We start from the raw sequence: 22606 nt of genomic DNA, 5'->3' as shown, positions 1-22606 counted from the left end.
GCCTAGCTATCAAGAGGCAGGAGGACGCGGAACTCGGCACCGCCGGTTCCGCAATTGCGGACATTGATCGTCCCACCATAGTCTTGGATGATCGAAAAACTGATCCACAGCCCGAGTCCCGTCCCTTCGCCGACAGTCTTGGTGGTGAAAAACGGCTCGAAAATGTTGCCGAGATTATCCTCCCTGATGCCGCTGCCATTATCGCGAACGACGATCTCGATCGTGTCGTCGCGGCGGCTGGCGGCGAGCCAGACCCTCGGATTGTCTCTGCCGACGACTGCATCAAGCGCATTGTCTACTAGGTTGACAAAAACCTGGTGCATCTGCCCCTCATGTGCATCGATCACCAAGCCGGGCGCGCTTTCGATCACAAGATTGGCCAGCGAATTTTTAGCGCGCAACGCCAGATGGGCGGCGTTTCGCAACAGACGGTCGACATCGACGGGCTGTAGCTCGCCGGTCTTGCTGAACGAGAGGCGCCTCAGGTTCTTGACGATATCACTGATCCTGTCGGCTCCCTCAATAGTGCCCTCGAGTAAAGGTTCGATATCGGAGAGAATTGCGTCGATCTTCAACATTCGCCGAAGCGTACCGATCTCTTCCGGATCTGCGCCCTGATGCACCGCTTTGAGATAGTGTGCGAGGCTCCTACGGTAGCGATCAAGCGTGTAGATATTGCCATAAACGAAGGAAATCGGATTGTTGAGTTCGTGGGCGACACCCGCTACGAGCCGGCCGAGGCTCGCCATCTTCTCCTGCTCGATCAGCTTGCGCTGCGCCTGCTGCAATTCGAGATGCGCCTGGTGTAGCGCTTGATAGGCCCGGCGCAATTCGCTGATCGGCCGGCCCGTCAGAACGGCGCCGAACCGGCGGCGGCGCCCGTCGAACAGGGCCGCGCAGCGCATGGCGAGACATTCTTCGCGACCGTACGCAGCGCTGAAATGAAGGTCGCCTTCGAGCACGCGCCCTTCATGTCCGGCGCTCATCAGTCTCTCGGCTTCGCCGCGATCGGCCTCGACCACATAATCGAAGATCCGCGTGCCGATGACGGCAGCTTCCTGCATGCCGACAAGGCTGAGGAAGGCGGGATTGACCTTGCGGATCACGCCGTCGCTGCCGCAGGCGATCAGGATATCGGAGACCGAGGCCACGACGCTCGAGATGAAAGTCTGCGCCTCCTCAAGCTCGGCATTCTTGCGCTCGAGGTCGGTCTCGTTGCGCAGGAGTTCGGAATAGACCTCGTCCATTCTGTGGATGACGTCGACCCACATGGATTCGCTCGAATCGTCGAGCGCGAAGACGTCGGGCAGAGAGATCTTGCTGATCAGGTCCTCGCCGGGGGGGCGTTCAGTCTTTTCTATCAGTTTCGTCATCAGGGTAGCGCTTGAGGTCGTAGCGCTCGATCTTGCTCCGCAAACCGACGCGCGACAAGCCCAGTTCGTCGGCGCTGCGGCTGATATTGCCGTCGTGGCGCGCAAGGGTGGCCTCGATCGCCGACCGCTCGACGTCGGCCACGATGTCCTTGAGCTGGCGCGTGGTGCCGTCGGCGGCCATCGCAAGGGGCTCTCCGTTGCGGATGGCGGGCGAGAGCAGCTCCGGCGCGAGCGGCGCATTGCCATCAGACAGGACCGTCATCCGTTGGATTTCGTTGTGCAACTCGCGGACATTTCCGGGCCAGGAATAGGCGGTCATCAGGTCGAGCGTGTGGGGGTGGAAGCCCGCCACCTGCCGGTTGAACGATTGGTTGATCTGGGTGAGGATTCGCCCGGCAATCGCCGGAATATCGTCGACCCGGTCCCTGAGCGCCGGCATGTGGATCGGAAACGCCGCGAGCCGATAGTAGAGGTCGCGGCGGAACCGGCCAGCCGCGACCTCGGCGAGCAGGTCGCGGTTGGTCGCCGAAATCACCCGGACATTGACCTTGCGCGGCCTTTGCGCGCCGAGCGGCCGGATTTCACCCTCCTGCAGCACGCGCAGGAGCTTGACCTGGAAGGCGGGCGAGGTCTCGCCGATCTCGTCGAGGAAAATGGTGCCGTTGTCGGCGAGTTCGAAGAGGCCGATGCGGTCCTGATAGGCGCCGGTATAGGCGCCCTTCTTGCAGCCGAAGAGTTCGCTTTCGAGCAGTTCGTCCGGCAAGGCGCCGCAGTTCTCCACCACGAAGGTCTTGTCGGCACGGGCTGATTCCTGGTGGATCGCGCGGGCGAGCAGCTCCTTGCCGGTGCCCGACGCGCCGGTGACCAGCACCGAAACATCATAGCGCGCGGCGCGGCGGGCGAGAGAAATCGATCCAACCAGCGGACTGTCGCTGCGATGGATGATGCGGTCAAAGCCGAAGGACTGGGCCTGGTTGCGGCGGCGGTCACTGATGACCTTCTGCAGCGCCTCGCTCGCCGGCTTCACCTCGATGCGCATGTCGGCGACTTCATGCTGCAGGCGCCAGAGATTGGCGCTCTCGCGGACGCAATCGATCAGCTTGTCGGGGCTCCAAGGCTTGGTGATATACTGAAAAATACCGGCATTGTTGACGCCCTCGATGATATCGGTGGAGTCGGTATAGCCTGAGATGATGATGCGGATCGTGTCGGGCCAGAGTTCGCGCACGCGCTTTAGGAACTCGACGCCGGATTCGCCGGGCATGCGCTGGTCGCAGAGGATCACCTGCACCATCTCGCCCTCGAGCACTTCCTCCGCCTCCCGGGCGTTGCGGGCGCCGATAACCTCGAATTCGTCCGACAGCACCCGCTGGATCGCCTCGATCGAGCGCACTTCGTCATCGACGACGAGCACGGTGGCGTGCGGGTTAGTCATAGCATGGTCCTCCTGCGATCCATCTCGCCGCCCGCCCGGTGGGTGGCGAGGGTCACCGGCGTGCGCGACTTCGGCGTCTTGCGGATGAAATTGTAGCGCGCAACATGATAGCTCGGGTCGAAGCCGTAGAAATTGCGCCGCATCCGCCGCAACTCCTCCTCGCGATAGGCTGCAAGCGGTTTCTCGGCCTCGTCGCGGGCGCGGCGCGCGCGTTTGGCGGCGATGCGTCCGGCAAGGTCAGGAGACGCTGTCAGTTCGGCAACGGCGCGGTGCAGTTCGCAGTCGGCGGCCGCAATGTCGGATGGCAGCCGGCGTGTTGCCAGGCCGAGTTCGAGCGCCTCGCCGACGCCCATCGGCAGCCGCGCCTGGGTCACGATGCGGGCGGGCGCCTCGCCGATACGGCCGGGCAGGAGATAGGTCCAGTATTCGGACCCATAAAGGTTGCCCATGTCCTTGTAATGCGGATTGAGGATAACTCCGTCGCGCATCCAGACCTCGTCGGCGGCGAGCGACAGGAAAACGCCGCCCGCGCCGGCATTGCCGAGAACCGCTGCGATCACCAGCCGGTCGCCGGTCTCGATGATTTCCCGCACGAGGTCGTTCATCGCATTGATGTTGCGCCAGGATTCGTCGGCCGCGCTGTCGGCGTGTTCGATCATGCCGAGATGGATGCCGTTCGACCAGCAGTCGGCGTCGCCCCTGAGGACCAGGACCGGACACGCGCGCTCCTTCGCAGTGACGATCGCCTCCCGCAGGGTGTTACAATCCTCGGATGACATCGCGCCGTTGTGGAAGCGGAAATCGAGGAAGCCGACGCCATTCTCTTCATGATAGCGGCATGGCTCAGGGCCGGCGATCTCGAGCAGGTCCGTCGCCTCAGTGCCGAGAAGCCGGACAGCCGGCAGTTTCAGGCTCCGCGCCTCCGGTCGCCGTAGATGACCGATCCAGAGTGCGCCTTCTCGGAAGGCCATGGCGACCGCCTGACGCGATCGGCCGAGCAGTGCGCCTGGCAATCCTGACAATCCCGCGGCCGGTTCGGCGTCGAACGCCAGATAGGCCTGTCCGGCGATAGAAAGCGAGGCGCCGGGATCGCCGTCCGACGCGTCGAGGATGCGAAGCGCCTCTTCCGCGCAGTGAAGGGTGGGGTCGAGGATCCGATCCGACTTCCGGCAGGCGGGCCGCTCGCGGCCCCTGCCCCAGTTTGCCGGCATGACCGGGCCCTTCCCGCGCGCGACGCGGTCGATGGCCTCGAAGACGCAGGCCGTTGCAGCCTCGGTCACTTCGTGCCGGTAGAGGCTCGATTTCCGCGCGGCGCGCATCGGGAATTCCCGCCAGGCCCAGACCGGCCCAGCATCCATCTCGTCCCGCGCCTCGATCAACGTCACGCCCCAGGCCTTCTCGCCCTCGAGGATTGCCCAGTCGAGGGCGCTCGGACCACGATCGCCGCGGATGCCTGGATGGACGATCAGGCAGAGCGTCCGGCGCCATACATTGGCCGGGATGGGCCGCTTGAGAAGGGGCGCGATGACGAGATCGGGCATGAATAGCGCAACCGCCTCGCGGGTCAGATCGTCATGAATGTCGAGCTCGACCGAGACCTCGTGTCCGGCCCGCCGCAGGTCGACATGCAGGCGCTGGGAGAGCGAGTTGAAACTGTGGCACAGGAGCAGGATGCGCATCGCCGGCCTCAGCAGATTCGAGGCAGTTGCTCGCCCGATAGCCAGTCGACGATCCGGCCGCCGCCGAACGAAGTCGCCATCTGCACGAAGCAATTATCATCCGCCACGACATGGCCGATCAGCGCCGCCTCCCTGCCGAGAGGATGCGCGCGCATCGCCGTCAGCACCGCTTCGCTACCCTCCGGGGCGACGACGGCCACAAGCTTGCCCTCGTTGGCCACATTAAGCGGATCGAGCCCGAGGAACTCGCAGGCGGCAGCGACCTCTGGCTTGAGCGGGATGGCCTCCTCATCGATCCGGAAACCGACCTTCGACTGGCTGGCGATCTCGTTCAGCATCGCGGCAATGCCGCCACGCGTCGGATCGCGCATCAGCCTGATATGCGTGCCGCCGGCCTCGACCATCGCCGCCACGAGCCCATGCAGCGCTGCGCTGTCGGAGGTAATGGCCGTGTCGAATTCCAGGTTCTCGCGCTTCGACATCACGGCAACGCCATGGTCGCCGATCGAGCCGGAGACGATCACCGTGTCGCCCGGCCGGGCCGCGTCGGAGCGCAAGTCGAGCCCTCCCGGTACCCGGCCGACACCCGACGTCGAGATGAAGACGCCGTCGGCCTTGCCGCGCTCGACCACCTTGGTGTCGCCGGTGATGATCGGCACGCCCGCCTCGCGCGACGCGGCGCCCATGCTGTCGGCGATGCGTTCGAGATCGGCGAGCGGAAAGCCCTCCTCGATGATGAAACTCGCGGAGAGATAGAGTGGCACGGCGCCAGCCATGGCGATGTCGTTGATCGTGCCGTGCACGGCGAGCGTGCCGATATTGCCGCCGGGGAAGAAGAGCGGCGAGACGACATAGCCGTCAGTTGTCATCACCATGCGCCCGCCCGGTACCGAAAACGCCGACTGGTCGTTTCCGGCGCGCAGCCAGGCATTATCGAAAGCCTTGTGGAATATGCCCTCGATAAGCTGGCCCATAGCCCGGCCCCCGGCACCATGCGAGAGGTCGACACGGCCATTGGCGATATCGAGCTTTCGCTTGTAGGCCTTGATCGTCATGTTCATGCGACGGCCCTCCCGACATCCACCTGCCGTGCCTTCTCGCGGAAGCGGCCATAGGTCCAATGCGCGGCGCAGGCGCCTTCCGACGATACCATGCAGGAGCCCATCGGGGTGTCCGGCGTGCAGACCGTACCGAACAGCTTGCAATCGGCCGGCTTCTTGACGCCGCGCAGGATCGCCCCGCATTCGCAGGCCGGATTGTCCCTGGCGGCCGGCGTCACCATCGAAAAGCGCTTTTCGGCATCGTAGGCGGCATATTGCGGCCGGAGCCTGAGCGCGCCGTAGGGCACTTCGCCGAGCCCCCGCCATTCGAAGCTTTCCCGCAGTTCGAAGAAGTTTGCGACTTCGGCCTGGGCCTTCTCGTTGCCTGATGTGGTGACGGCACGGATATACTGGTTTTCCACCTCGTGGCGGCCGTCATTGACCTGCCGGACGAGCATCAGGATCGCCTGGATGACGTCGAGCGGTTCGAAGCCCGCAACGACCACGGGCTTCTGGAACTCCTCGGCGAAGAACTCGTAAGGCTCTGTGCCGATAACGGTCGAGACATGGGCGGGGCCGATGAAGCCGTCGATCTTGATCGTGCCGAGCTTGCGGACATCGGGGCTTTCGAGGATGTTCTGGATCGCCGCCGGCGTCAGCACGTGATTGCAGAAGATCGAGAAATTGCGGAGGTCCTTTGCGAGCGCCGTCTTGAGCGCGAGCGCCGTCGCCGGTGTCGTAGTCTCAAAGCCGATGGCGAAGAATACGACCTCGCGGTCGGGCTCAGCCTCGGCGATCCGGAGCGCGTCGAGCGTCGAATAGACCATGCGGATATCGGCGCCGGCCGCCTTGGCCTTGAGCAGGCTCGATCCGTTCGAACCCGGAACCCGCATCAGGTCGCCATAGGTGCAGAGCGTGACCTCGGGCCGGAGGGCCAGCGCGATCGCCGCATCGATGCGGCCGATCGGCAGCACGCAGACGGGACAGCCCGGACCATGGATCATCTTCACATTCGCAGGAAGCAGATCCTCGAGGCCGTAGCGGGAGATCGCATGCGTGTGGCCGCCGCAGAATTCCATGAAATGATAGGTGCGCGTCGGGTCGGCATGGGCGGCGATCTGCCGGGCGATGTCCTTGGCGAGCCTGCCGTCGCGATATTCGTCGATATATTTCATGCCGCATCTCCCATGCCCGCATCCCCTAGGGCGGCTTCGCGGATCAGGGCCAGCGTCCTCTCCGCCTCCTCGGGATCGATCTTGGCGAGCGCATAGCCGACATGGAGCACGACATAATCATCGACTTGCACGTCATCGACGAGCGCCGTCGAGACGATCTTCGAGACGCCGTCGAGCGTGACCTTCGCCATGTTGTCGGGCAGCACTTCCTTGACCTGGACCGGTATGGCTAGGCACATGTCCGGTTCTCCTCCCTTGATGCATGTTCATTCAGTGTGACCTGCCGCGCATGGGCCACCTGGCCGAGCGCAATGCCGCCGTCATTGGCCGGTGCGAGACGCGGCAGATATGGAACGAAACCTAGAGCCCTGAGTGCCTGTGCGAGGCCCTCGGCAAGGACACGGTTCATCATGCATCCGCCGCCGAGCGCGATCTGTCGGGTGCCGAGCCCGGCTGCGCCGCCGGCCGCCCAATCCGCTAGACCCGCGATCAGCGTGCCGTGAAAGAGGTCGGCAGCCTCGGTGCCGCGCAGACCCTGTTCGGCGAGGCGCAGGATGAGCGGCCGGAAATCGAGCGTCCCATCGGTGATTGTGTATCCGCCGGCAAGGCAGCGCGGCGCCCGGACCAGTGCCTCGAACTCCATCGCGGCCTGCCCCTCGTAACCCTGGACGAGGCGGACATCCGCGATCGCCGCCGCGGCGTCGAAGAGCCGGCCGAGACTGGTTGTGCCCGACGGCCGCATGCCGCGTTCGAACATCGTCGTGAGTTGCGCCACGCCGGAATGATCCGGCCAGAGCCGCGCTACGAGATCGATGCGTCCGGCCGCCTGAAGTGCCGCGATCCCCATGCGCCAGGGCTCACGCGCCGCGCGGTCGCCGCCCGGCAGAGGCAGCGGCAGCAACGACCCGGCGCGATGCCAGCGGAGGCCATCGACAGCGAGCATCTCGCCACCCCAACTCGCCCCGTCGGTGCCATAACCGTGACCGTCGAGCGCCAGCCCCACGACTGGCCCGCGAAGGCGATGCTCCGCCACCACCGCCGCGACATGGGCAAGATGATGCTGGACCGGCACGACGGGCAGGTTCAAGCCCTCTGCCATCCGGACCGAACGAAAATCCGGATGCAGATCACAGGCGGCGTATTCAGGCTTTACGTCGAGGATGGAACAGAGATGGCTGATCGCTTCGCGCTGGAAGCGGATCGCCTCGGCATTGTCGAGCCCGCCGACATGCTGGGAGAGGAATGCCTCGCGGCCGCGCGTGACACAGATGGTGTTCTTGAGGTCGGCGCCGGTGGCGATCACGCAGGGACCATCCACGCCGAGATCGACAGGCTCCGGCACGAAGCCGCGGGCGCGGCGGATGAACGCGTGCGCGCCGTCGATCACCTGCATGACGGAGTCGTCTGCGCGGATGGCGATGTCGCGGTCATGGGTGACGATCAGATCAGCGATCGCGGCAAGGCGTCGCGCGGCATCGGCATTGTCGGCGACCAGCGGCTCGCCGCCGGGATTGGCGCTAGTCGCCACCAGCGCGGGAGGACAGTGCTGCGAATGGCGGGCAAGCGCATCGAGCAGCAGGTGATGCACCGGCGCATAGGCGAGGATCAAGCCTATGCGGCGAAGACCGGGCGCGATTCCGTCGGAGACCGCGCCGGCCTGGGCTTCGACGAGCACGATGGGGCTCGCTAGCGAAACCAGCAGCGCCTCTTCGGCCTCGGTCAGGTTCGCGAGCTGCCGCGCCGCCTCGATATCGCGCACCATCACGGCGAAAGGCTTCTCATCGCGCGCCTTGCGTTGCCGCAGGAGGGCGACCGCCGCATCGTTACGCGCGTCACAGAGCAGATGGAAGCCACCGATCCCCTTGAGCGCGACGATCGCGCCATCTTGGAGCCGGGCCGCTACGTCCCCGACGGGATGGCTGAGCTTCGGGCCGCAATCAGGACAGGCGACGGGCTCGGCATGGAAGCGCCGGTTCTCCGGATCGACATAGTCCGCCGCGCAGGCCCGGCACATTGGAAAGGACGCCATCGAGGTCTGCGCCCGGTCGTAGGGCAGCGCGCGGGTGATGGTGAAGCGCGGGCCGCAATGGGTACAGTTGACGAAGGGATAGCCGAAGAAGCGGCTTGCGGGATCGGTCAGTTCGCGGCGGCATTCGGTGCAGGTCACCGCATCCGCGCCGATGCGGGTGGCGCTACGGCCACCAAGGCTTTCGAGGATCTCGAACTGCTCGCCGCCGGCGGGCGCAAGCTCGACAACGTCGATCGACTCGATGCGGGCAAGGGGCGGCGCATGGGCGCGGATCGCGTCCGGAAAGCGGCCCGCATCCTCACCCTCGATCTCAATCAGAACGCCAGCGCTGTCGTTGAGCACGAAGCCGCAAAGCCGCATGGTCCGCGCCAGCCGGTAGGCGAAAGGCCGGAAGCCGACGCCCTGCACGGCACCGCGCACCCGGAGCCTGAGCCGCCGGATCGGGCTTTCCATCTTTCGTGCGAGCGCCGTCGCCATCTTCACGCCACCTTCGGCCGTGCGGCCCTGCGGGCTGCGGAGGCTTCGACCCAGGCATAGAACGCCTCCATGCCCTCACCCGTGCGGGCCGAGACCGTCAGCGTCTGCAGCCGCGGATTGACGCGCAGCGCGTTGGCGATGCAGAGGCCGACGTTGAAATCGAGATGCGGCAGCAGGTCGGCCTTGTTGAGGATCATCAGGTCGGCGGTCGCGAACATGTCGGGATATTTGAGCGGCTTGTCCTCGCCCTCGGTGACCGACAGCAATACCACCTTGTGCGCCTCGCCGAGATCGAAGGCGGCGGGACAGACGAGATTGCCGACATTCTCGATGAACAGCGCCGAGCCGGGCTCCGGCGCGAGATACTCCATCGCATGGCCGACCATGTGCGCGTCGAGATGGCAGCCCTTGCCAGTGTTGATCTGGATGGCGCGGGCGCCGGTCTCGCGAATGCGCGCGGCGTCGTTGGACGTCTGCTGGTCGCCCTCGATGACGCTGATCGCAAGCCGGTTCTTGAGGTCGTTGATGGTGCGGACCAGAAGGCTGGTCTTTCCCGAACCGGGGCTGGAGACGAAATTGAGCGCGAAAATGCCGTCGCGGTCGAAATGACGCCGGTTCTCGGCGGCATGGGCGTCGTTCTTGGAGAGGATGTCGCGCTCGACCTGGATGATCCGCTCCTGACTCATGCCGGGGACATGGACGCCGGCGATACCCCTGCCATAGTGGACGCTGCCCTCCTCGGCATGATGATGATCGTGATCGTGGCCATGGTCGTCATGGGCATGGTGATGGGCGTGATCATCATCATGATGATGGTGGTGGTGATGGTGCTCATCGCCGGGTTCGTGGTCACGGTGATGACCACGCCCCCCTGCCTCGTGCTTGTGGCCATCGATGGCCGACGTTCCGCAACCGCATACCGTGCACATCAGATCACCTCCATATCCCTGATCTTCAATTCGTCGCCGGCCGTCATCTGGACGCGATGCCGGCCGCAGTCGGGGCAGGCCCCGAACCGTTCCTCGAGCGCCACCGTCTTGCCGCAGTCGAGGCACCAGCCTTCACCCGCGATCCGGTTGATTTCCAGCAGGGCGCCGTCGGCGATCGTCCCGTGGCACACCGCTTCGTAGCAGAAGAGCAGCGCATCGGAATCGACATGACTCAGCACGCCGACATCGAGACGGACCGATTTCACTCGTGTTGCGCCGTTCTTCCGCGCCGTCTCGCAGACGATATCGATCACGCTCTCCATCAACGACATCTCATGCATCGGCCGCCTCCCTGATATCGACCTCGAAGGCCAAGCAGGGGGCGAACAGCACCGCGAGAAGCGACACCGACCGTATGGCTGCCTCGTCGGTCCCGATCGGAGACGACAGCAGCGTCTCGACGAAGGGACCGGCGGGATGAAAATTCCACTCCGTCGGCGCGAGAATCCGGTAGGCCGAAAGCCTGCCGTCAACCCCGATCTCCGCCTGATGATAGAGCCTGCCGCGCGCACATTCCACCGCGCCGTAGCCGCCGGCACCCGGCGTCGGACCACCGCGGGCGAGGGAAGCCCAGTCGAGCGCGCCGTTGCCAAGGATCGCCCCGAGCTGGTCGAGCGAGGTGCGAACGTCGCACATCCGCGCGCAAACACGTTGCGCCAGATGCGTGTCGTTCGGCGGGCCGACAGGCGGGAGGCGAACATAGGCGCCGGTCTCGACGACACGGCCGGGCAGATGAGGGAGGCTGTCATAGCCGGGCTCGGAGCAGAGGTGCTTGACGACGTCGGCATCGTCCCTGCCGGTCAGCGGGTCCGGACGGCGACCGGTGAAGGTGCGGTCGTGTTCGACATCGCGCAGCATCGCCGCGCAAACCGTTCCCAGCACGGGGGCATCGGTCTCGTGCGTGACGCCGAGCGCTGCCGCCGCCGCCGTGAGCCGCTCTGCCGGCAACGAGAGATGCGTGCGGTCGACCTTGCCGGCCTTGACCTTCGCGATGATTTCCTGCGAAGCGGCAAGTGCATCGCGGAGATGCCTGCCGGCGGACGCAGCCAGCGCGACCGGCAGGGGCGCCGGCCACTGGAGAATGAGTGCTCGCAGGGTCTCGAATATGCGTTCGGCGAGCAGGCCCAACCCTGCGCCGATCCGCTCCTCGTCGCTCATCGAGCGATCCGTGGCGTTGAGGATGGCGAGGCGGGCGGCCACCGACTGGGCAAAGCCGCAGAGCGAAAAGACCTGGCCTGCAAGCAACGGCGCCTCGTCGGCCATGCGGCCTAGAAACATGCGCGTTAGGCCCTGCGGGCGGCTCGCCGCGACCGCGACCGAGCAGGCGAGGCCGCGCGACACCGCCACTTGGATCCTGATCGTACCGGCACCCAGAAGGAAGGTCATTCCGCCATCTCCTCACGCTTCCGGATCTGGCCGCGTAGCAGGTCGCGCCGATTTACCGCGACGGGCGGGGCCGGCGGAGGCTCGAGCGTGGAGGGATCGAAAAGGGCACGCATCGCCCCTTCGGCGGTGGCGAGCGCCGCCTCCATCGTGGTGAATTCGAAGACAGGCGAGAACAGGGAGCAGGAATCGATCCGGCCGATGCCGTCGAGTTCGCCGGTGATGAACTCGACCTCTCCGGCGGGCAGGCCAACCCGCAGCGTCGTGCCGGAAACGGCCGCGGTCGGCGGCGCGCCATCCGGCAGGTCGACCGCGACGAGGTTCATGAACCATGGCGTGGTGACGATGCCGAAGGCACGCCCGCCAAAGGTGCGGAAACCGGTCGCGGCGACGCCGAGCGCCGGGTTGCAGATTGGCACATCCGCCATGGCGGTCACATGGACTTGCCGATAGCAATCCTCGAGCCGCTGCCCGAGCTGATGGGCGGGGTCAGGCCCGACCGGTTCCGCAGGCTCAGCATCCATCACCGAGCCTCATGAACTTCGATTGCGGCGCGTCGCAGTTCGGACAGCGCCAGTCTTCCGGCAGGTCGGAGAACGCCGTGCCCGGCGGGATCTGCCAGACGGCGTCGCCCTCGGCGGGATCGTAGACATGCCAGCAGATGCCACATTCCATCCGGTCGTCGATAAGCGTCTCGCGCTTGCCGAAATTCTCGAAGGCGCTCATTTGAAATAGGCCTCCTCGATCTCGCGCAGCCGGGTCGCGGAATCGCGGAAATCCTCCTCGGCGGCGACGGCGACCGAGGGAATGTCGCAGATCTCCAGCGTGTCGAGGATGATCGTGTCCATGGCGTTGAAGAACTGCACCGACCAGACATTGCGCGCGCCGGTCGCCACGACGCGGCAGGTGCCGTAGCCGCGCGAGGTCAGCTGCACCGGCCCGGCGCCGAGGGTGGTCTGGAGGAAGGCCATGTCCTCGGGGCTCATCGGGAAGAGCGAGAAGGTGATGACATGGGCCGGATCGCCCTCGCGGTAACGGGCGACGCGGTCCTGGATCTCGGTGAGGACGGGCATGACGTTCATCGCGCCGGCGGGCGCCGGTCCGTGCTCGATCGCCGCGGGCAGGGCCGAACAGGCCTGGCGGACGGCAGCGGGTATGCTCGCGACCTCGACATAGTCGGCCACGAGGCGGTCCTCGGCGTCGGTGAAGCGGATGCGCCAGACGCCCGCCATCACGGCTTCCTGCATCTGGGCGGTGATGCCGTTGCCGAGCGCGGCGATGCCCGCGACCTCGCCCTCTCCGAGCGTTTCCGTGATCAGGGTCCGGTCGTCGTCGGGAAAATCGGTGATGTCGAACAGCCGGCCCGGCGCGTCCGCCCGCTGCACGTCGAGCGCGTCGGCGATCTCCGGCAGCAGCATCGCCGTGGCGCAACAGCGGCGGATCATCTCCTCGGCGCTGCTCGTGGCGAGGAAGTTGAGCTTGCGCGCGCGGAGCGGCGGCTCGGCGCCGATCGGCATCACGGTCATCGCCGCGTCCTCGCCCTCGGGGGCGACCCAGAAACCCGCCTTCATCGTGCGATCTCCTTGCCGGCATGGGTGATGGCAACCTTGGGTCCGCCCGAGGGCACCATGATCGGGGCGTCGGGCGCCAGCCAGGCGCCGATCTTCTGCATGTATTCCGACCAGTCGCGGATCTTGCCCAGCACGCCGACCGGCTGGTCGCGCCGCGTCACCACCAGGCTCGGCATCACCGCCACGTTGAAGCGGGCCTTGAGCTTGTCCTCGACCGAGCGCCGCACCACGGCGCCGCGGAGACGGCCCTGGAAGGCCTGCAGGATCTCGGGAAGAACGACCGCGACGTCGTCCGCTTCGGGCCGCTGCGCCGGATCGCCTGTGAAGAACAGCAACGTGTTGTCGGCCTCACCCGCCGCGGGTACCAGGAAGGCGTCGATATTGGTCTCGTCGACCACTGGCAGGTGTTGCCGCTCGCTCAGCGCGCGGACCAGATGAGATGGCATTGTCTCCTCCCCAATTCCCATGCAGACCATTGTCAAAAACAGGTTTGCAAGGGGCGTGCCAGATCGAGGAAAGTTGGATTCCATTGATCTGGAAGGGAAATTTTCGCCCGGGAGGATTATCGTCCGCAATTTGCCGGAAAGTCAATTTCCAGCATGGAAGTTTTCTTTTCACTCGCCGCGCAAATGGGCCGGCAGTTCCGGCTCGCGATCCAGGAGGTCGGCGAAGAGGGAATCGAAGTCGCGGCCTTCGACGGCTTCGGCGAGGCCGGCGAGCGCATCGTCGATCGCGCGCGCCTCCTCGTCGTCGAGCACGCGGATCGCCGAGCCGAGATGGGTGAGGACATGCGTGCCCGGCGGCTGGACCCCGACCAGCATCATCGAGATCGAGGCGATCGCGCCGTGGCGTTCGCACTGCGCGACGAAATCATTGCCTGTGACGACCCGCATCGGGATGCCTATGCACATGACGTCTTCTCCTCGATCCTTGATCCATGGCGGAGCCGCCGGACGCGGCGCCCGGCGGCTCCTCTGAGGCCTGAGCCCTGGGAGAGATCAGCCGGCCAGCAGCGCCGCGCCGGCAAGCGCGACAGCCGCGCCGGCGAGCCGTCCGACAACCTGTCCGGCCTTGCCGAAGCGCAGATAGGCGAGGCCGATGCCGATCAGGTGCAGGAGAATGGTCGCGGCCATGAAGCCCGCGACATAGCCCGCAGCGCTCGACATACCCGGCAGTTCGGTGCCGTGGGCGTGGCCGTGGAAGAGGGCGCAGACGCCGACGATCGCGGCGGCGACCGGTGTCGGCACCTTGATGTCGAAGGCGACCAGCAGGCCGAGCGCCGCCACGGTGAGCGCGATCCCGGTCTCGACCATCGGCAATCCGATTCCGTAGATCCCCATCACGCCACCGAGCGCCATGACGGCGACGAAGGCCGACGGCACGATCCAGCGCGCGCTGCCGCCGAGCGTCGATGCCCAGAAGCCAACCGCGACCATGGCGAGGATGTGGTCCAGCCCGCTGAAGGGATGGCCGAGGCCGGCGAGCGTGCCGTCGGCGTGAAGGCCGATATGGGCTTCGGCGATGCCCGGCAGCGCCAGGAGAGCGAGGGCGATCGCCGTTCTGCGATAATTCATGGTTTCCTCCTCAGAGATTGAGTGTGGCGGATTCGCTGCGCCGTTCGTAGTTTTCGAAATCGATGTCATTCTCCAGCAGAGGAGGAACTTCGGCCCCCTCCGATCTGGGCGTGACGGTGACGCCCCAGGCCCGAAGGATCCGGACCGCTGTTTCGACCGCCGCGGGTATGACCGCCTTGACCGGTTCGGTAAGCGGCCCGCCCCAGTCCTCGAGGTCGAGCGGCTGGCAGCCGATCAGCGCCAGGCGCTCGGGATAGTGGCCCATCAGGTCGGCGGCGCTCAGCACCTCCTGAAAGCCGGTCTGATGCAGGCTCATCTTCTTGGCGCCGGTGAATTTCGGCACCTCGTCGTCCTCGACGATCTTCATCGTGCCCGGCACAAGGCCGTAGTCGATGGCGTCGAAGACGATCAGCCGGTCATGATCGTTGACGAACTGCACGAGGTAGAGCCCCTGCGTGCCGCCATCGAGGATGGTGACGTTGTCGGGCACCTCGTAGGCCTTGTGAAAGGCCTCCACCGCGCGCACGCCAAAACCTTCGTCGGCCCAGAGGATGTTGCCGATGCCGAGCACGAGGATGCGCGGCGAAGGCGAGGACGGGATGGCCATCTAGTCCTCCCTGTCCTTGAACAGCCGCTCCCCCGAGATCATCGACGAGATGATGCTCTGCCGGCTCATGATGTCCTCGCGAACCGCCACATAGATGTGGATCATGACGAAGACGAGGATCACCCACATGCCGAGATGGTGGAAGGTGTGGATGTCCTGGCTGTTCGGCCAGATCGAGAACACCCAGCCGAACAACTGGTACTCCCAGCTGTCGCGCCCGGCGCCTTCGCTATAGAGCGCAAACCCGGTGATCACCATGAAGAACAGCGGCAGGGTGAACATCAGGAACATCGTGAACTGGGCGAGCGGATTGTGGCCGACATACTTCTTCGGCTGCCGCGCCAGGAACGTGTACCAGCGCACCTCGTGCAGCCATTCCTTCCAGAACCGCCCGCTCCAGAACGGCACGTAGAATATCTGCCGCGCATGGACGTTGCCGACGAAGATCCAGTAGACGCGCAGGATCAGGAACACGGCGAGGATCTGGCCCGCCGCGAAATGGGTGAAGCGGATATAGCCCATCAGGAAGTTGGCGCTCGCCTCGCCCGGCACCGAAGGCAGCGGCGAGCCGATGAAATAGCCGGTCAGCGCCAAGGTCAGGATCGCCAGGGCATTGACCCAGTGCCAGATGCGGACGGGCGCCTCGTAGACATAGACGCTCTGCCGTTCGATCGCCTTTTCGCCATGCGCGTCGGCGGCGGCGAAGGTTTCATGGACCGTCATGACCGTGCCTCCTCACCTGACCTGAACCTTGGCCATTTCCTGTCCGTCCGGGCTCATGACATGCGTCGAGCAGGCCAGGCACGGGTCGAAGGAATGGATGGTTCTGAGGATTTCGAGCGGCTGGGTTGGGTCGGACATCGGCGTGTCCATCAGCGACGCCTCGAAAGCGCCGATATTGCCGGCCGGATCGCGCGGGCTGCCGTTCCAGGTGGTGGGAACGACGCACTGGTAGTTGTCGATCTTGCCGTCCTTGATCTTGATCCAGTGGGCGAGCGCACCGCGCGGCGCCTCGGTGAAGCCGACGCCCTTGACCTCCTTCGGCCATGTCTCGGGCTTCCACTTGTCGACATGGGCGGTGGAGGAATCGCCGGCCTTGATGGTGGCGATCAGCTTGTTCTGGAAATGGCGCATCTGGTAGCCGGCCCATTGCGATTCCAGCGCCCGCGCCGCCGTGCGGCCGAGCGTCGAGAACAGCGCCGTGACCGGCAGGCCGAGATCCTTCAGCACCTTGTCGACGGGGTCCTTGAACTCCGCCTTGTTCTGGGCGTAGCCGACGACCCAGCGGGCGAGCGGGCCGACTTCCATGGCGTTGCCGCGCCAGCGCGGCGCCTTGATCCAGGAGTATTTTGCCGCCTCGTCGAGCTCGACGATATTGGTCTTGGTGCCCTTGGCGTTGGGGCCGAGCTCGTAATGCGGCTCGGTGACGCCGTCCCAGGGGTGGAGGCCCTTGGTCTCGTCGGGATACTTGTACCAGGAGTGGGTGACGAATTCCTGGATCTGCTCGGGATCGGCATGGTCGACGGGGAAGACTTCCGCGAGATTGCCGTTGATGATCGCGCCGCGCGGCAGCTTGAGGCTCGCCTCGGAATAGTCGTTGGCATGTTCGGGCACGTCGCCATAGGCAAGCACGTTCTTGCCCGACAGCCCGCCGCCATAGAGCCAGTCCTTGTAGAAGGAGCCGATGGCCATGATGTCGGGAATATAGACCTTGTCGTTGAACTCGATCAGCCGGTCGATGATCGAGGTGACCATGTTCAGCCGTTCCATGTTGATCGCACCGACGGCGCCGGTGCCGTCGATGTTGATCGGGCAGGGCACGCCGCCGACCAGCCAGTTCGGATGCGGGTTCTTGCCGCCGAAGATGGTGTGGATCTTGACGATATCCTTCTGGAAGTCGAGCGCCTCGAGATAGTGCGCCACCGCCATCAGGTTGGCTTCCGGCGGCAGCTTGTAGGAGGCGTTGCCCCAGTAGCCGTTCTTGAACGGGCCGAGCTGGCCGGACTCGACGAACTTCTTGAGCCGCGCCTGGATGTCCTTGAAATAGCCGGGCGACGAGAGCGGCCAGTCGGAGACCGACTGCGCCAGCGCCGAGGTCGCCTTCGGATCGGCCGAGAGCGCCGAGACGACGTCGACCCAGTCGAGGGCATGGAGGTGATAGAAGTGGACGATGTGGTCGTGCACCTGGAGCGCGAGCTGCATCAGGTTGCGGATCGAGTTGGCGTTCTCCGGAATGGTGATGCCGAGCGCGTTCTCGACGGCGCGAACCGAGGTCAGCGCATGGGTGCCGGTGCAGACGCCGCAGATCCGCTCGGTGAAGGCCCAGGCGTCGCGCGGATCGCGGTTCTTGAGGATGACCTCGATGCCGCGCCACATCGTGCCGGTCGACACCGCGTTGCGGATGATGTTGTTCTCGTCGACATTGACCTCGACCCGCATGTGTCCCTCGATGCGGGTGACGGGATCGACGACGATGCGCTTGCCGGAATTGTCGAGCGTGAAGCCGTTCGGAGTCTGGATGGTCATGATGGTGTTTCCTGCCCTGAAGGTTAAGCGTCGGCCTTTTCGCGCTTGGTGGTCACGCGCTTGACGGCGGTCACCGCCGCATGCGCGGCGATCGCGCCGCCGACGACGCCCGCGGCCGTCATGCCGGCCGTGTCGGCATTGGCCTCGATGCCGAACTGGTTGATCGTGGTCAGCCGGTCGTAGAAGCTGCCCTTGTCCCAGAAGCCCTCTTCCGAGCAGCCGATGCAGCCGTGACCCGACTGGATCGGGAAGGAGACGCCCTCGTTCCAGCGCACGGTGGAGCAGGCATTGTAGGTGGTCGGGCCCTTGCAGCCCATCTTGTAGAGGCAGTAGCCCTTGCGCGCGCCTTCGTCGTCCCATTCCTCGACGAACTGGCCGGCGTCGAAATGCGGACGGCGATAGCACTTGTCGTGGATGCGCTGGGAATAGAACATCTTCGGCCGGCCCTGCCGGTCGAGCTCGGGCAGCTTGCCGAAGGTGGTGATGAAGGTGACGACGCCGGTCATGACCTCGGCGATGGGGGGACAGCCCGGGACCTTGATGATCGGCTTGTCGAGGATGACCTTGTCGATCGGAGTGGCCTGGGTCGGGTTGGGCTTGGCCGCCTGCACGCAGCCCCAGGAGGCGCAGGCGCCCCAGGCGATGACGGCCATGGCGTCCTCGGCCATCCATTTCAGCTTCTCGACGAAGGGCTTGCCGCCGTCGATGCAGAACATGCCGTCCTCGTTGAGCGGCGGATTGCCCTCGACGGCGAGGATGTATTTGCCCTTGTACTTCTCCTTGGTCTCCTCGAGGATCGCCTCGGCCTGATGGCCGGCGGCGGCCATGATCGTGTCGTCATAGTCGAGCGAGATCATCGACAGCACGACGTCCTTGACCAGCGGATGGGCCGAGCGGATGAAGCTCTCCGAACAGCAGGTGCATTCGAGCCCGTGCATCCAGATCACGGGCACGCGCTCCTTGGTCTCGAGCGCCTCGGCCATCGCGGTCGCCGCACCCGGGCCGAAGCCGAGGCTCGCCGCCGTCAGGCTGCAGAACTTGGTGAAACTGCGCCGGGTAATCCCCTGGCGGCGAATGACGTCATAGAAGGTTTCGGCAGTTGCCATGTTGCTCCTCCAGCAATTTCCATCCCCATCGCATCGCCGGACGGAACACCGGCTCTGTGATGAACAGTGCTGCAAGAAGCGGACCAGTTCGGATTCCGGCGCCTACGTTCCTTCTACGTATCTGAAATCAATGATCTATCTTGGCTGCATCGACTGCCGGGCCATTCGGGCTGGGGACCGTGGGCGGAAAGCTGGCTTTCAGCGGTGACAACCGCCTGACCGCCATGGGAAGTCCGTCAATGGGCGGTGCAGACCATGCAGGGATCGAAGGAGCGGATCACGTGTTGCAGGGCCGCGGACTTCGCGCCCATTCCGCCGGTGTCGAGGCCGGCAAGGGCGGATTCCAGCGGTCCCGGCACGCCGGCCGCATCGCGCGGCGAGAAGTTCCAGGTGGTGGGCGCGATGATCTGGTAGCGCTCTATCCGGTCGTCGCGGATGCTCACCCAGTGGCCGAGCGCCCCTCGCGCCGCTTCGACGAGGCCGGCCCCCGAGGCGTTCTCAGGCAGGGCGAAGTGGCTGGAGAATTCATCCTTGAGCCGCAGCTCCCGCAGCCATCCGCGCATGGAATGGACGAGAAGCGCGGTCTCGACCAGCCGGGCGACGATGCGGGTGCGGACCGAGGTGCCGCCGTCGCGCGCGATGAGCGAGAGGATGAGCGGATGGCCGGCCACGGCGAGACGCGCGACCGCGCCTGCCTCGGCCGGAGCCTTGGCGAGACGCGGCGCCTTGGCCCAGGAATAGGCCTGTTCCTTCTCGGCGGTCGGCACGGTCTCGGCATTCCATGGGCGGTCGCCGGTCTCCATGAACCAGGAATGGGCCACGTCCTCCGATATGCCGCCGACATCGAGCGGCGCGATGCTGCCATCCGCCTGCGCGACGCCTGAGGGCAGGAGTGATCCTTCAGCCGTGTGATAGGCGCCGTAGGACAGCAGCCGGCCCGGACCTTTGCCGAGACGCGAGAGCGCAAGATCCTCGGCCAGCCGGAGGAAGAAACGGAAGTCGCCCGTCATGCCCTCGGCATAGGCCGCGAGTTCCTCCTCCGTCTCCATCGACAGGACCGTATCGAGCGAGGCGCCATAGAGCGCCTGCTCGAGGAAGACCTGGAAGTCGCCGAGCAGGGTCGCGAGCTGCACCCGCTCGCCGACATCGATGGCGCGCGTCGTGCCGCCGGGCTGGAAAGCGAGCGAATGCGGCCATTTGCCGGCGATCACGCCCATGACCTCGAGCAGCCGCTTGCGCATCGGCAGGAACTGGGCCGAGCCGCTGCCGCTGACGGCCTTGAAGCGTGGGACCGCCTCGCCGAACCAGGACCGCCCGGCATATTCGTCGCGGGCGAAATCCGGCATGAAGAACAGATAGAAATGGGTGAGGTGGTCGGCGATGTTCTCGGCGGCATGCGCCAGATTGGCGGCGATGTAACCGTTTGGCGCGGCGCGGCCGCCGGCCAGATTTCGCAGCGCCGTGGCGGCGGCGATCGATTGCGACACCGAACAGATGCCGCAGATGCGCGGCGCGACCACCAGCGCGTCGAGGCCCGGGCGGCCGCTCAGCATCTGCTCGAATCCGCGATAGAGCGTCGTGGTGACCTCGGCCCGCTCGATGATGCCATCCCTGATGTCGAGGGCGACTTCGAGATCCCCCTCCACCCGATTGAACGGCCCGGCGATGACGCGGTTCATTCGCCCGTGTTCCTGCTGCGTCTGATATCGAGGACGACGCGGTCGGAGGTGGCGTTCTCCCGCACGCGGTCCGGCGTCGCCGACTTTGACAAAGCGGCCAGCGCCACGAACCAGGCCTTGGGCATGTCGAGCGGCAGGCCGACGGGGATGCCGCCGACCTTGGTCGTCTCGAGGAAGCCGGTCGTGTCCTCGAAGCCCGGCTCGGTGCAGGCAACACAGGAAAAGCCGCCATGGGTGCAGGAGCCGCCGCCGTTCCAGCCGCGCTGGTTGCAATCGCCGGCGGCCTGGGTCGCCTTGCAGCCGAGATGCTCCATCATGCAGCCGAGGTCAGAGAACTTTTCCGCGCTGGCCTTGAACTCGTAATATTCGTTGCGCTCGCAGCCATGGTGGGCGAGCGTCTTGGCGTAGAACTTCGGCCGGCCGAGGCGATCGAGATCGCGCTGGTCGAAGTCACCCATCGAGAGCGCGACGATCGTTTCCATGATCCAGCCGGGATGCGGCGCGCAGCCCGCTACATTGATGACAGGGAGACCCGACAGCGAGCGATAGTCGCCGCCCAGCGCGCCACCCGCCTCGGAGCCCTCATATTGCAGGCCGCAGGCTTCCGTCGGATCGGGCGCCGCGGCATGGATGCCGCCATAGGACGCGCAGGTGCCGACCGCGAGACAGTGCCGCGCCCGGGGCGCCAGCCGCTTGACCCAGTCGAACATCGTCCGGCCCGTGCCGGCGAGCCGGTTGAACAGGCCGCTGCCATTCGGCCCGCGCAGGACGGAACCCTCGATACAGAGGAAATCGAGTGGGGTCCGCCCCTCGGCGACGGCCTCCAGGATATCGACGGCCTCGGCGCCGCTTTCCTCGCTGAGCGAAGGATGCCAGAGCAGTTCGATTCCGAAGGAGCCGAGCTCGCGCGCCCACCCCAGCGCACCATTTTCCAGCACCGACATGGTGCACCCGCCGCAACTGCCGGCCTGCATCCAGAGCAGTGTCATCGGTGGGTCGGATCTGGTCATGCCGCTGAACATCGTCGCCGAATCTCGCATCTTGGGACGAGGCGGTCAACCGGGCGGCGCGCTTTCCGTAGCCGGTTGCCGCCTGCCATTTCATGCGACCATCCCTGGCGATCGTCGCAATGTGATCATCCCTCTGGTCCGGTGGGCCTGTGTCGCCAGTTTCCACGGCGGTGCCCCGTGGCGGGATGATCACCTTCGCATTTTCGCTGTGTCGCAGCACCGCCCTGTAGGTCGGTTTGCCGTCATAGGCGCCGTCCGCGGTGAACTGTCCGATCCCGCCATCAATCTGGTCGAGCAGAGAAGCAACCTGTGAGGCATCGCCATCATCCTGACCGGTCAGGCATTGAGCGATGATCTCTCCGCTATCGGCATCCACAGCCAGATGCAGTTTGCGCCCAGGAACGTCTGGATTTCGCACCGTGCCTGTCTTCATGCCTGTCTTCCAGCCATTGGCCGGCGCCGAATATCTTCAGTCCGGTGCTGTCGATAATCACGTGCCGGGCTTCCTTCGGCAGAGACTTAAACTGCGGCTTCCATGACTGCGCCCTGCGGCTGAGAGTGGTGTGATCGGGAACGGGCAGATGGGCAAGGCCCATCAGATCGAATACGGACCTCACCAGTCCCTCGGTCTGGCCCAGCCGCAGGCCGAAGACGCAGCCCAGCGTCAGAACCGTCTCGATGGCAAGGTCGGAATATTTCGGCTGGCCACCACGTGACTTTCGGCGTGGTGCCCACCATGCCGCGAGCGTCTGGGGCGTTATCCATAATGTCATGCTGCCACGTCGTCTCAGGCCGGCTTCATATTCCGGCCAGTTCGTCACACGGTATTTCCGCTTCGGTATCCGCTGGCCACGGGGCGCGTTGTGCTTGAACGGCATCGGGTAAAGATCGAAATCGTTGCGGACCTACGTCACCTACCGACAGATCCTTAATATCGATCCATGCGCCAAAGC

At 65.3% G+C, this 22606-nt stretch carries 22 protein-coding genes and 1 pseudogene; all 23 read right to left on the bottom strand.

Going from position 1 to position 22606, the window contains the following annotated elements; translation table 11 throughout:
* Positions 1-2: 2 nt before the first annotated feature.
* Positions 3-1373, bottom strand: coding sequence for a sensor histidine kinase (locus ACM6UT_RS18180; protein ID WP_416798758.1), 1371 nt, complete (start codon positions 1371-1373; stop codon positions 3-5).
* Positions 1348-2808, bottom strand: a complete 1461-nt coding sequence (locus ACM6UT_RS18175; RefSeq protein ID WP_416798757.1) for a sigma-54-dependent transcriptional regulator — start codon at positions 2806-2808, stop codon at positions 1348-1350. Before ACM6UT_RS18175 ends, ACM6UT_RS18180 begins: the two co-directional genes overlap by 26 nt.
* Positions 2805-4487 carry an enoyl-CoA hydratase-related protein gene (locus tag ACM6UT_RS18170; RefSeq protein ID WP_416798756.1) on the bottom strand — a complete coding sequence of 561 codons (1683 nt, stop codon included), beginning with the start codon at positions 4485-4487 and terminating at the stop codon, positions 2805-2807. Before ACM6UT_RS18170 ends, ACM6UT_RS18175 begins: the two co-directional genes overlap by 4 nt.
* A gap of 8 nt (positions 4488-4495) precedes the next feature.
* Positions 4496-5548 carry a hydrogenase expression/formation protein HypE gene (gene hypE / locus ACM6UT_RS18165; protein WP_416798755.1) on the bottom strand — a complete coding sequence of 351 codons (1053 nt, stop codon included), beginning with the start codon at positions 5546-5548 and terminating at the stop codon, positions 4496-4498.
* Positions 5545-6702 (bottom strand): hydrogenase formation protein HypD, encoded by a 1158-nt coding sequence (gene hypD / locus ACM6UT_RS18160; RefSeq protein WP_416798754.1) that lies wholly within the window; start codon positions 6700-6702, stop codon positions 5545-5547. Before hypD ends, hypE begins: the two co-directional genes overlap by 4 nt.
* Positions 6699-6941 (bottom strand): HypC/HybG/HupF family hydrogenase formation chaperone, encoded by a 243-nt coding sequence (locus ACM6UT_RS18155; RefSeq protein WP_416798753.1) that lies wholly within the window; start codon positions 6939-6941, stop codon positions 6699-6701. Before ACM6UT_RS18155 ends, hypD begins: the two co-directional genes overlap by 4 nt.
* Positions 6932-9208 (bottom strand): carbamoyltransferase HypF, encoded by a 2277-nt coding sequence (gene hypF, locus ACM6UT_RS18150; protein WP_416798752.1) that lies wholly within the window; start codon positions 9206-9208, stop codon positions 6932-6934. The genes ACM6UT_RS18155 and hypF overlap by 10 nt, the downstream gene beginning before the upstream one ends.
* Before the next feature lie 2 nt (positions 9209-9210).
* A complete protein-coding gene (hypB, locus tag ACM6UT_RS18145; RefSeq protein ID WP_416798751.1) occupies positions 9211-10137 on the bottom strand; it encodes a hydrogenase nickel incorporation protein HypB in 927 nt (308 codons plus the stop codon).
* The gene (gene hypA, locus ACM6UT_RS18140) at positions 10137-10478 is read right to left on the bottom strand and encodes a hydrogenase maturation nickel metallochaperone HypA (protein WP_416798750.1); all 342 of its coding nucleotides are present in this window, start codon (positions 10476-10478) and stop codon (positions 10137-10139) included. The genes hypB and hypA overlap by 1 nt, the downstream gene beginning before the upstream one ends.
* Entirely contained in the window at positions 10471-11583 is a 1113-nt protein-coding gene (locus ACM6UT_RS18135; protein ID WP_416798749.1) for a hydrogenase assembly protein HupF, read from the bottom strand. The genes hypA and ACM6UT_RS18135 overlap by 8 nt, the downstream gene beginning before the upstream one ends.
* Complete coding sequence (hybE, locus tag ACM6UT_RS18130) at positions 11580-12104, bottom strand: [NiFe]-hydrogenase assembly chaperone HybE (RefSeq protein ID WP_416798748.1); 525 nt, start codon at positions 12102-12104, stop codon at positions 11580-11582. Before hybE ends, ACM6UT_RS18135 begins: the two co-directional genes overlap by 4 nt.
* The gene (locus tag ACM6UT_RS18125; RefSeq protein WP_416798747.1) at positions 12094-12306 is read right to left on the bottom strand and encodes a rubredoxin; all 213 of its coding nucleotides are present in this window, start codon (positions 12304-12306) and stop codon (positions 12094-12096) included. The genes hybE and ACM6UT_RS18125 overlap by 11 nt, the downstream gene beginning before the upstream one ends.
* On the bottom strand, positions 12303-13151 hold the full coding sequence (locus tag ACM6UT_RS18120) for a hydrogenase expression/formation protein (protein WP_416798746.1): 849 nt from the start codon (positions 13149-13151) through the stop codon (positions 12303-12305). The genes ACM6UT_RS18125 and ACM6UT_RS18120 overlap by 4 nt, the downstream gene beginning before the upstream one ends.
* On the bottom strand, positions 13148-13597 hold the full coding sequence (locus ACM6UT_RS18115) for a thioredoxin domain-containing protein (RefSeq protein WP_416798745.1): 450 nt from the start codon (positions 13595-13597) through the stop codon (positions 13148-13150). The genes ACM6UT_RS18120 and ACM6UT_RS18115 overlap by 4 nt, the downstream gene beginning before the upstream one ends.
* A gap of 168 nt (positions 13598-13765) precedes the next feature.
* Positions 13766-14062, bottom strand: coding sequence for a HypC/HybG/HupF family hydrogenase formation chaperone (locus ACM6UT_RS18110; RefSeq protein WP_416798744.1), 297 nt, complete (start codon positions 14060-14062; stop codon positions 13766-13768).
* Between the two features lie 87 nt (positions 14063-14149).
* Positions 14150-14725 (bottom strand): nickel permease HupE, encoded by a 576-nt coding sequence (gene hupE / locus ACM6UT_RS18105; RefSeq protein ID WP_416798743.1) that lies wholly within the window; start codon positions 14723-14725, stop codon positions 14150-14152.
* A gap of 10 nt (positions 14726-14735) precedes the next feature.
* Positions 14736-15332 (bottom strand): HyaD/HybD family hydrogenase maturation endopeptidase, encoded by a 597-nt coding sequence (locus ACM6UT_RS18100; protein ID WP_416798742.1) that lies wholly within the window; start codon positions 15330-15332, stop codon positions 14736-14738.
* Positions 15333-16055 (bottom strand): Ni/Fe-hydrogenase, b-type cytochrome subunit, encoded by a 723-nt coding sequence (gene cybH, locus ACM6UT_RS18095; RefSeq protein ID WP_416798741.1) that lies wholly within the window; start codon positions 16053-16055, stop codon positions 15333-15335.
* A 12-nt stretch (positions 16056-16067) separates the two neighbouring features.
* Positions 16068-17858, bottom strand: coding sequence for a nickel-dependent hydrogenase large subunit (locus tag ACM6UT_RS18090; protein ID WP_416798740.1), 1791 nt, complete (start codon positions 17856-17858; stop codon positions 16068-16070).
* Positions 17859-17881: 23 nt separating this feature from the next.
* The gene (locus ACM6UT_RS18085; RefSeq protein WP_416798739.1) at positions 17882-18964 is read right to left on the bottom strand and encodes a hydrogenase small subunit; all 1083 of its coding nucleotides are present in this window, start codon (positions 18962-18964) and stop codon (positions 17882-17884) included.
* 236 nt (positions 18965-19200) lie between these two features.
* On the bottom strand, positions 19201-20643 hold the full coding sequence (locus ACM6UT_RS18080; RefSeq protein ID WP_416798738.1) for a nickel-dependent hydrogenase large subunit: 1443 nt from the start codon (positions 20641-20643) through the stop codon (positions 19201-19203).
* Positions 20640-21653, bottom strand: coding sequence for an NADH-quinone oxidoreductase subunit B family protein (locus ACM6UT_RS18075; protein WP_416798737.1), 1014 nt, complete (start codon positions 21651-21653; stop codon positions 20640-20642). The genes ACM6UT_RS18080 and ACM6UT_RS18075 overlap by 4 nt, the downstream gene beginning before the upstream one ends.
* A gap of 40 nt (positions 21654-21693) precedes the next feature.
* A pseudogene (locus tag ACM6UT_RS18070) lies at positions 21694-22531 on the bottom strand (IS5 family transposase); the annotation flags it as partial.
* Positions 22532-22606 lie beyond the last annotated feature (75 nt).

It is taken from the genome of Ciceribacter azotifigens, from assembly GCF_048159625.1.
Classification (GTDB): domain Bacteria; phylum Pseudomonadota; class Alphaproteobacteria; order Rhizobiales; family Rhizobiaceae; genus Allorhizobium; species Allorhizobium azotifigens.
The sequence above is the reverse complement of the archived record's forward strand: the minus strand, read 5'-3'. Positions and strand labels throughout refer to the sequence as shown.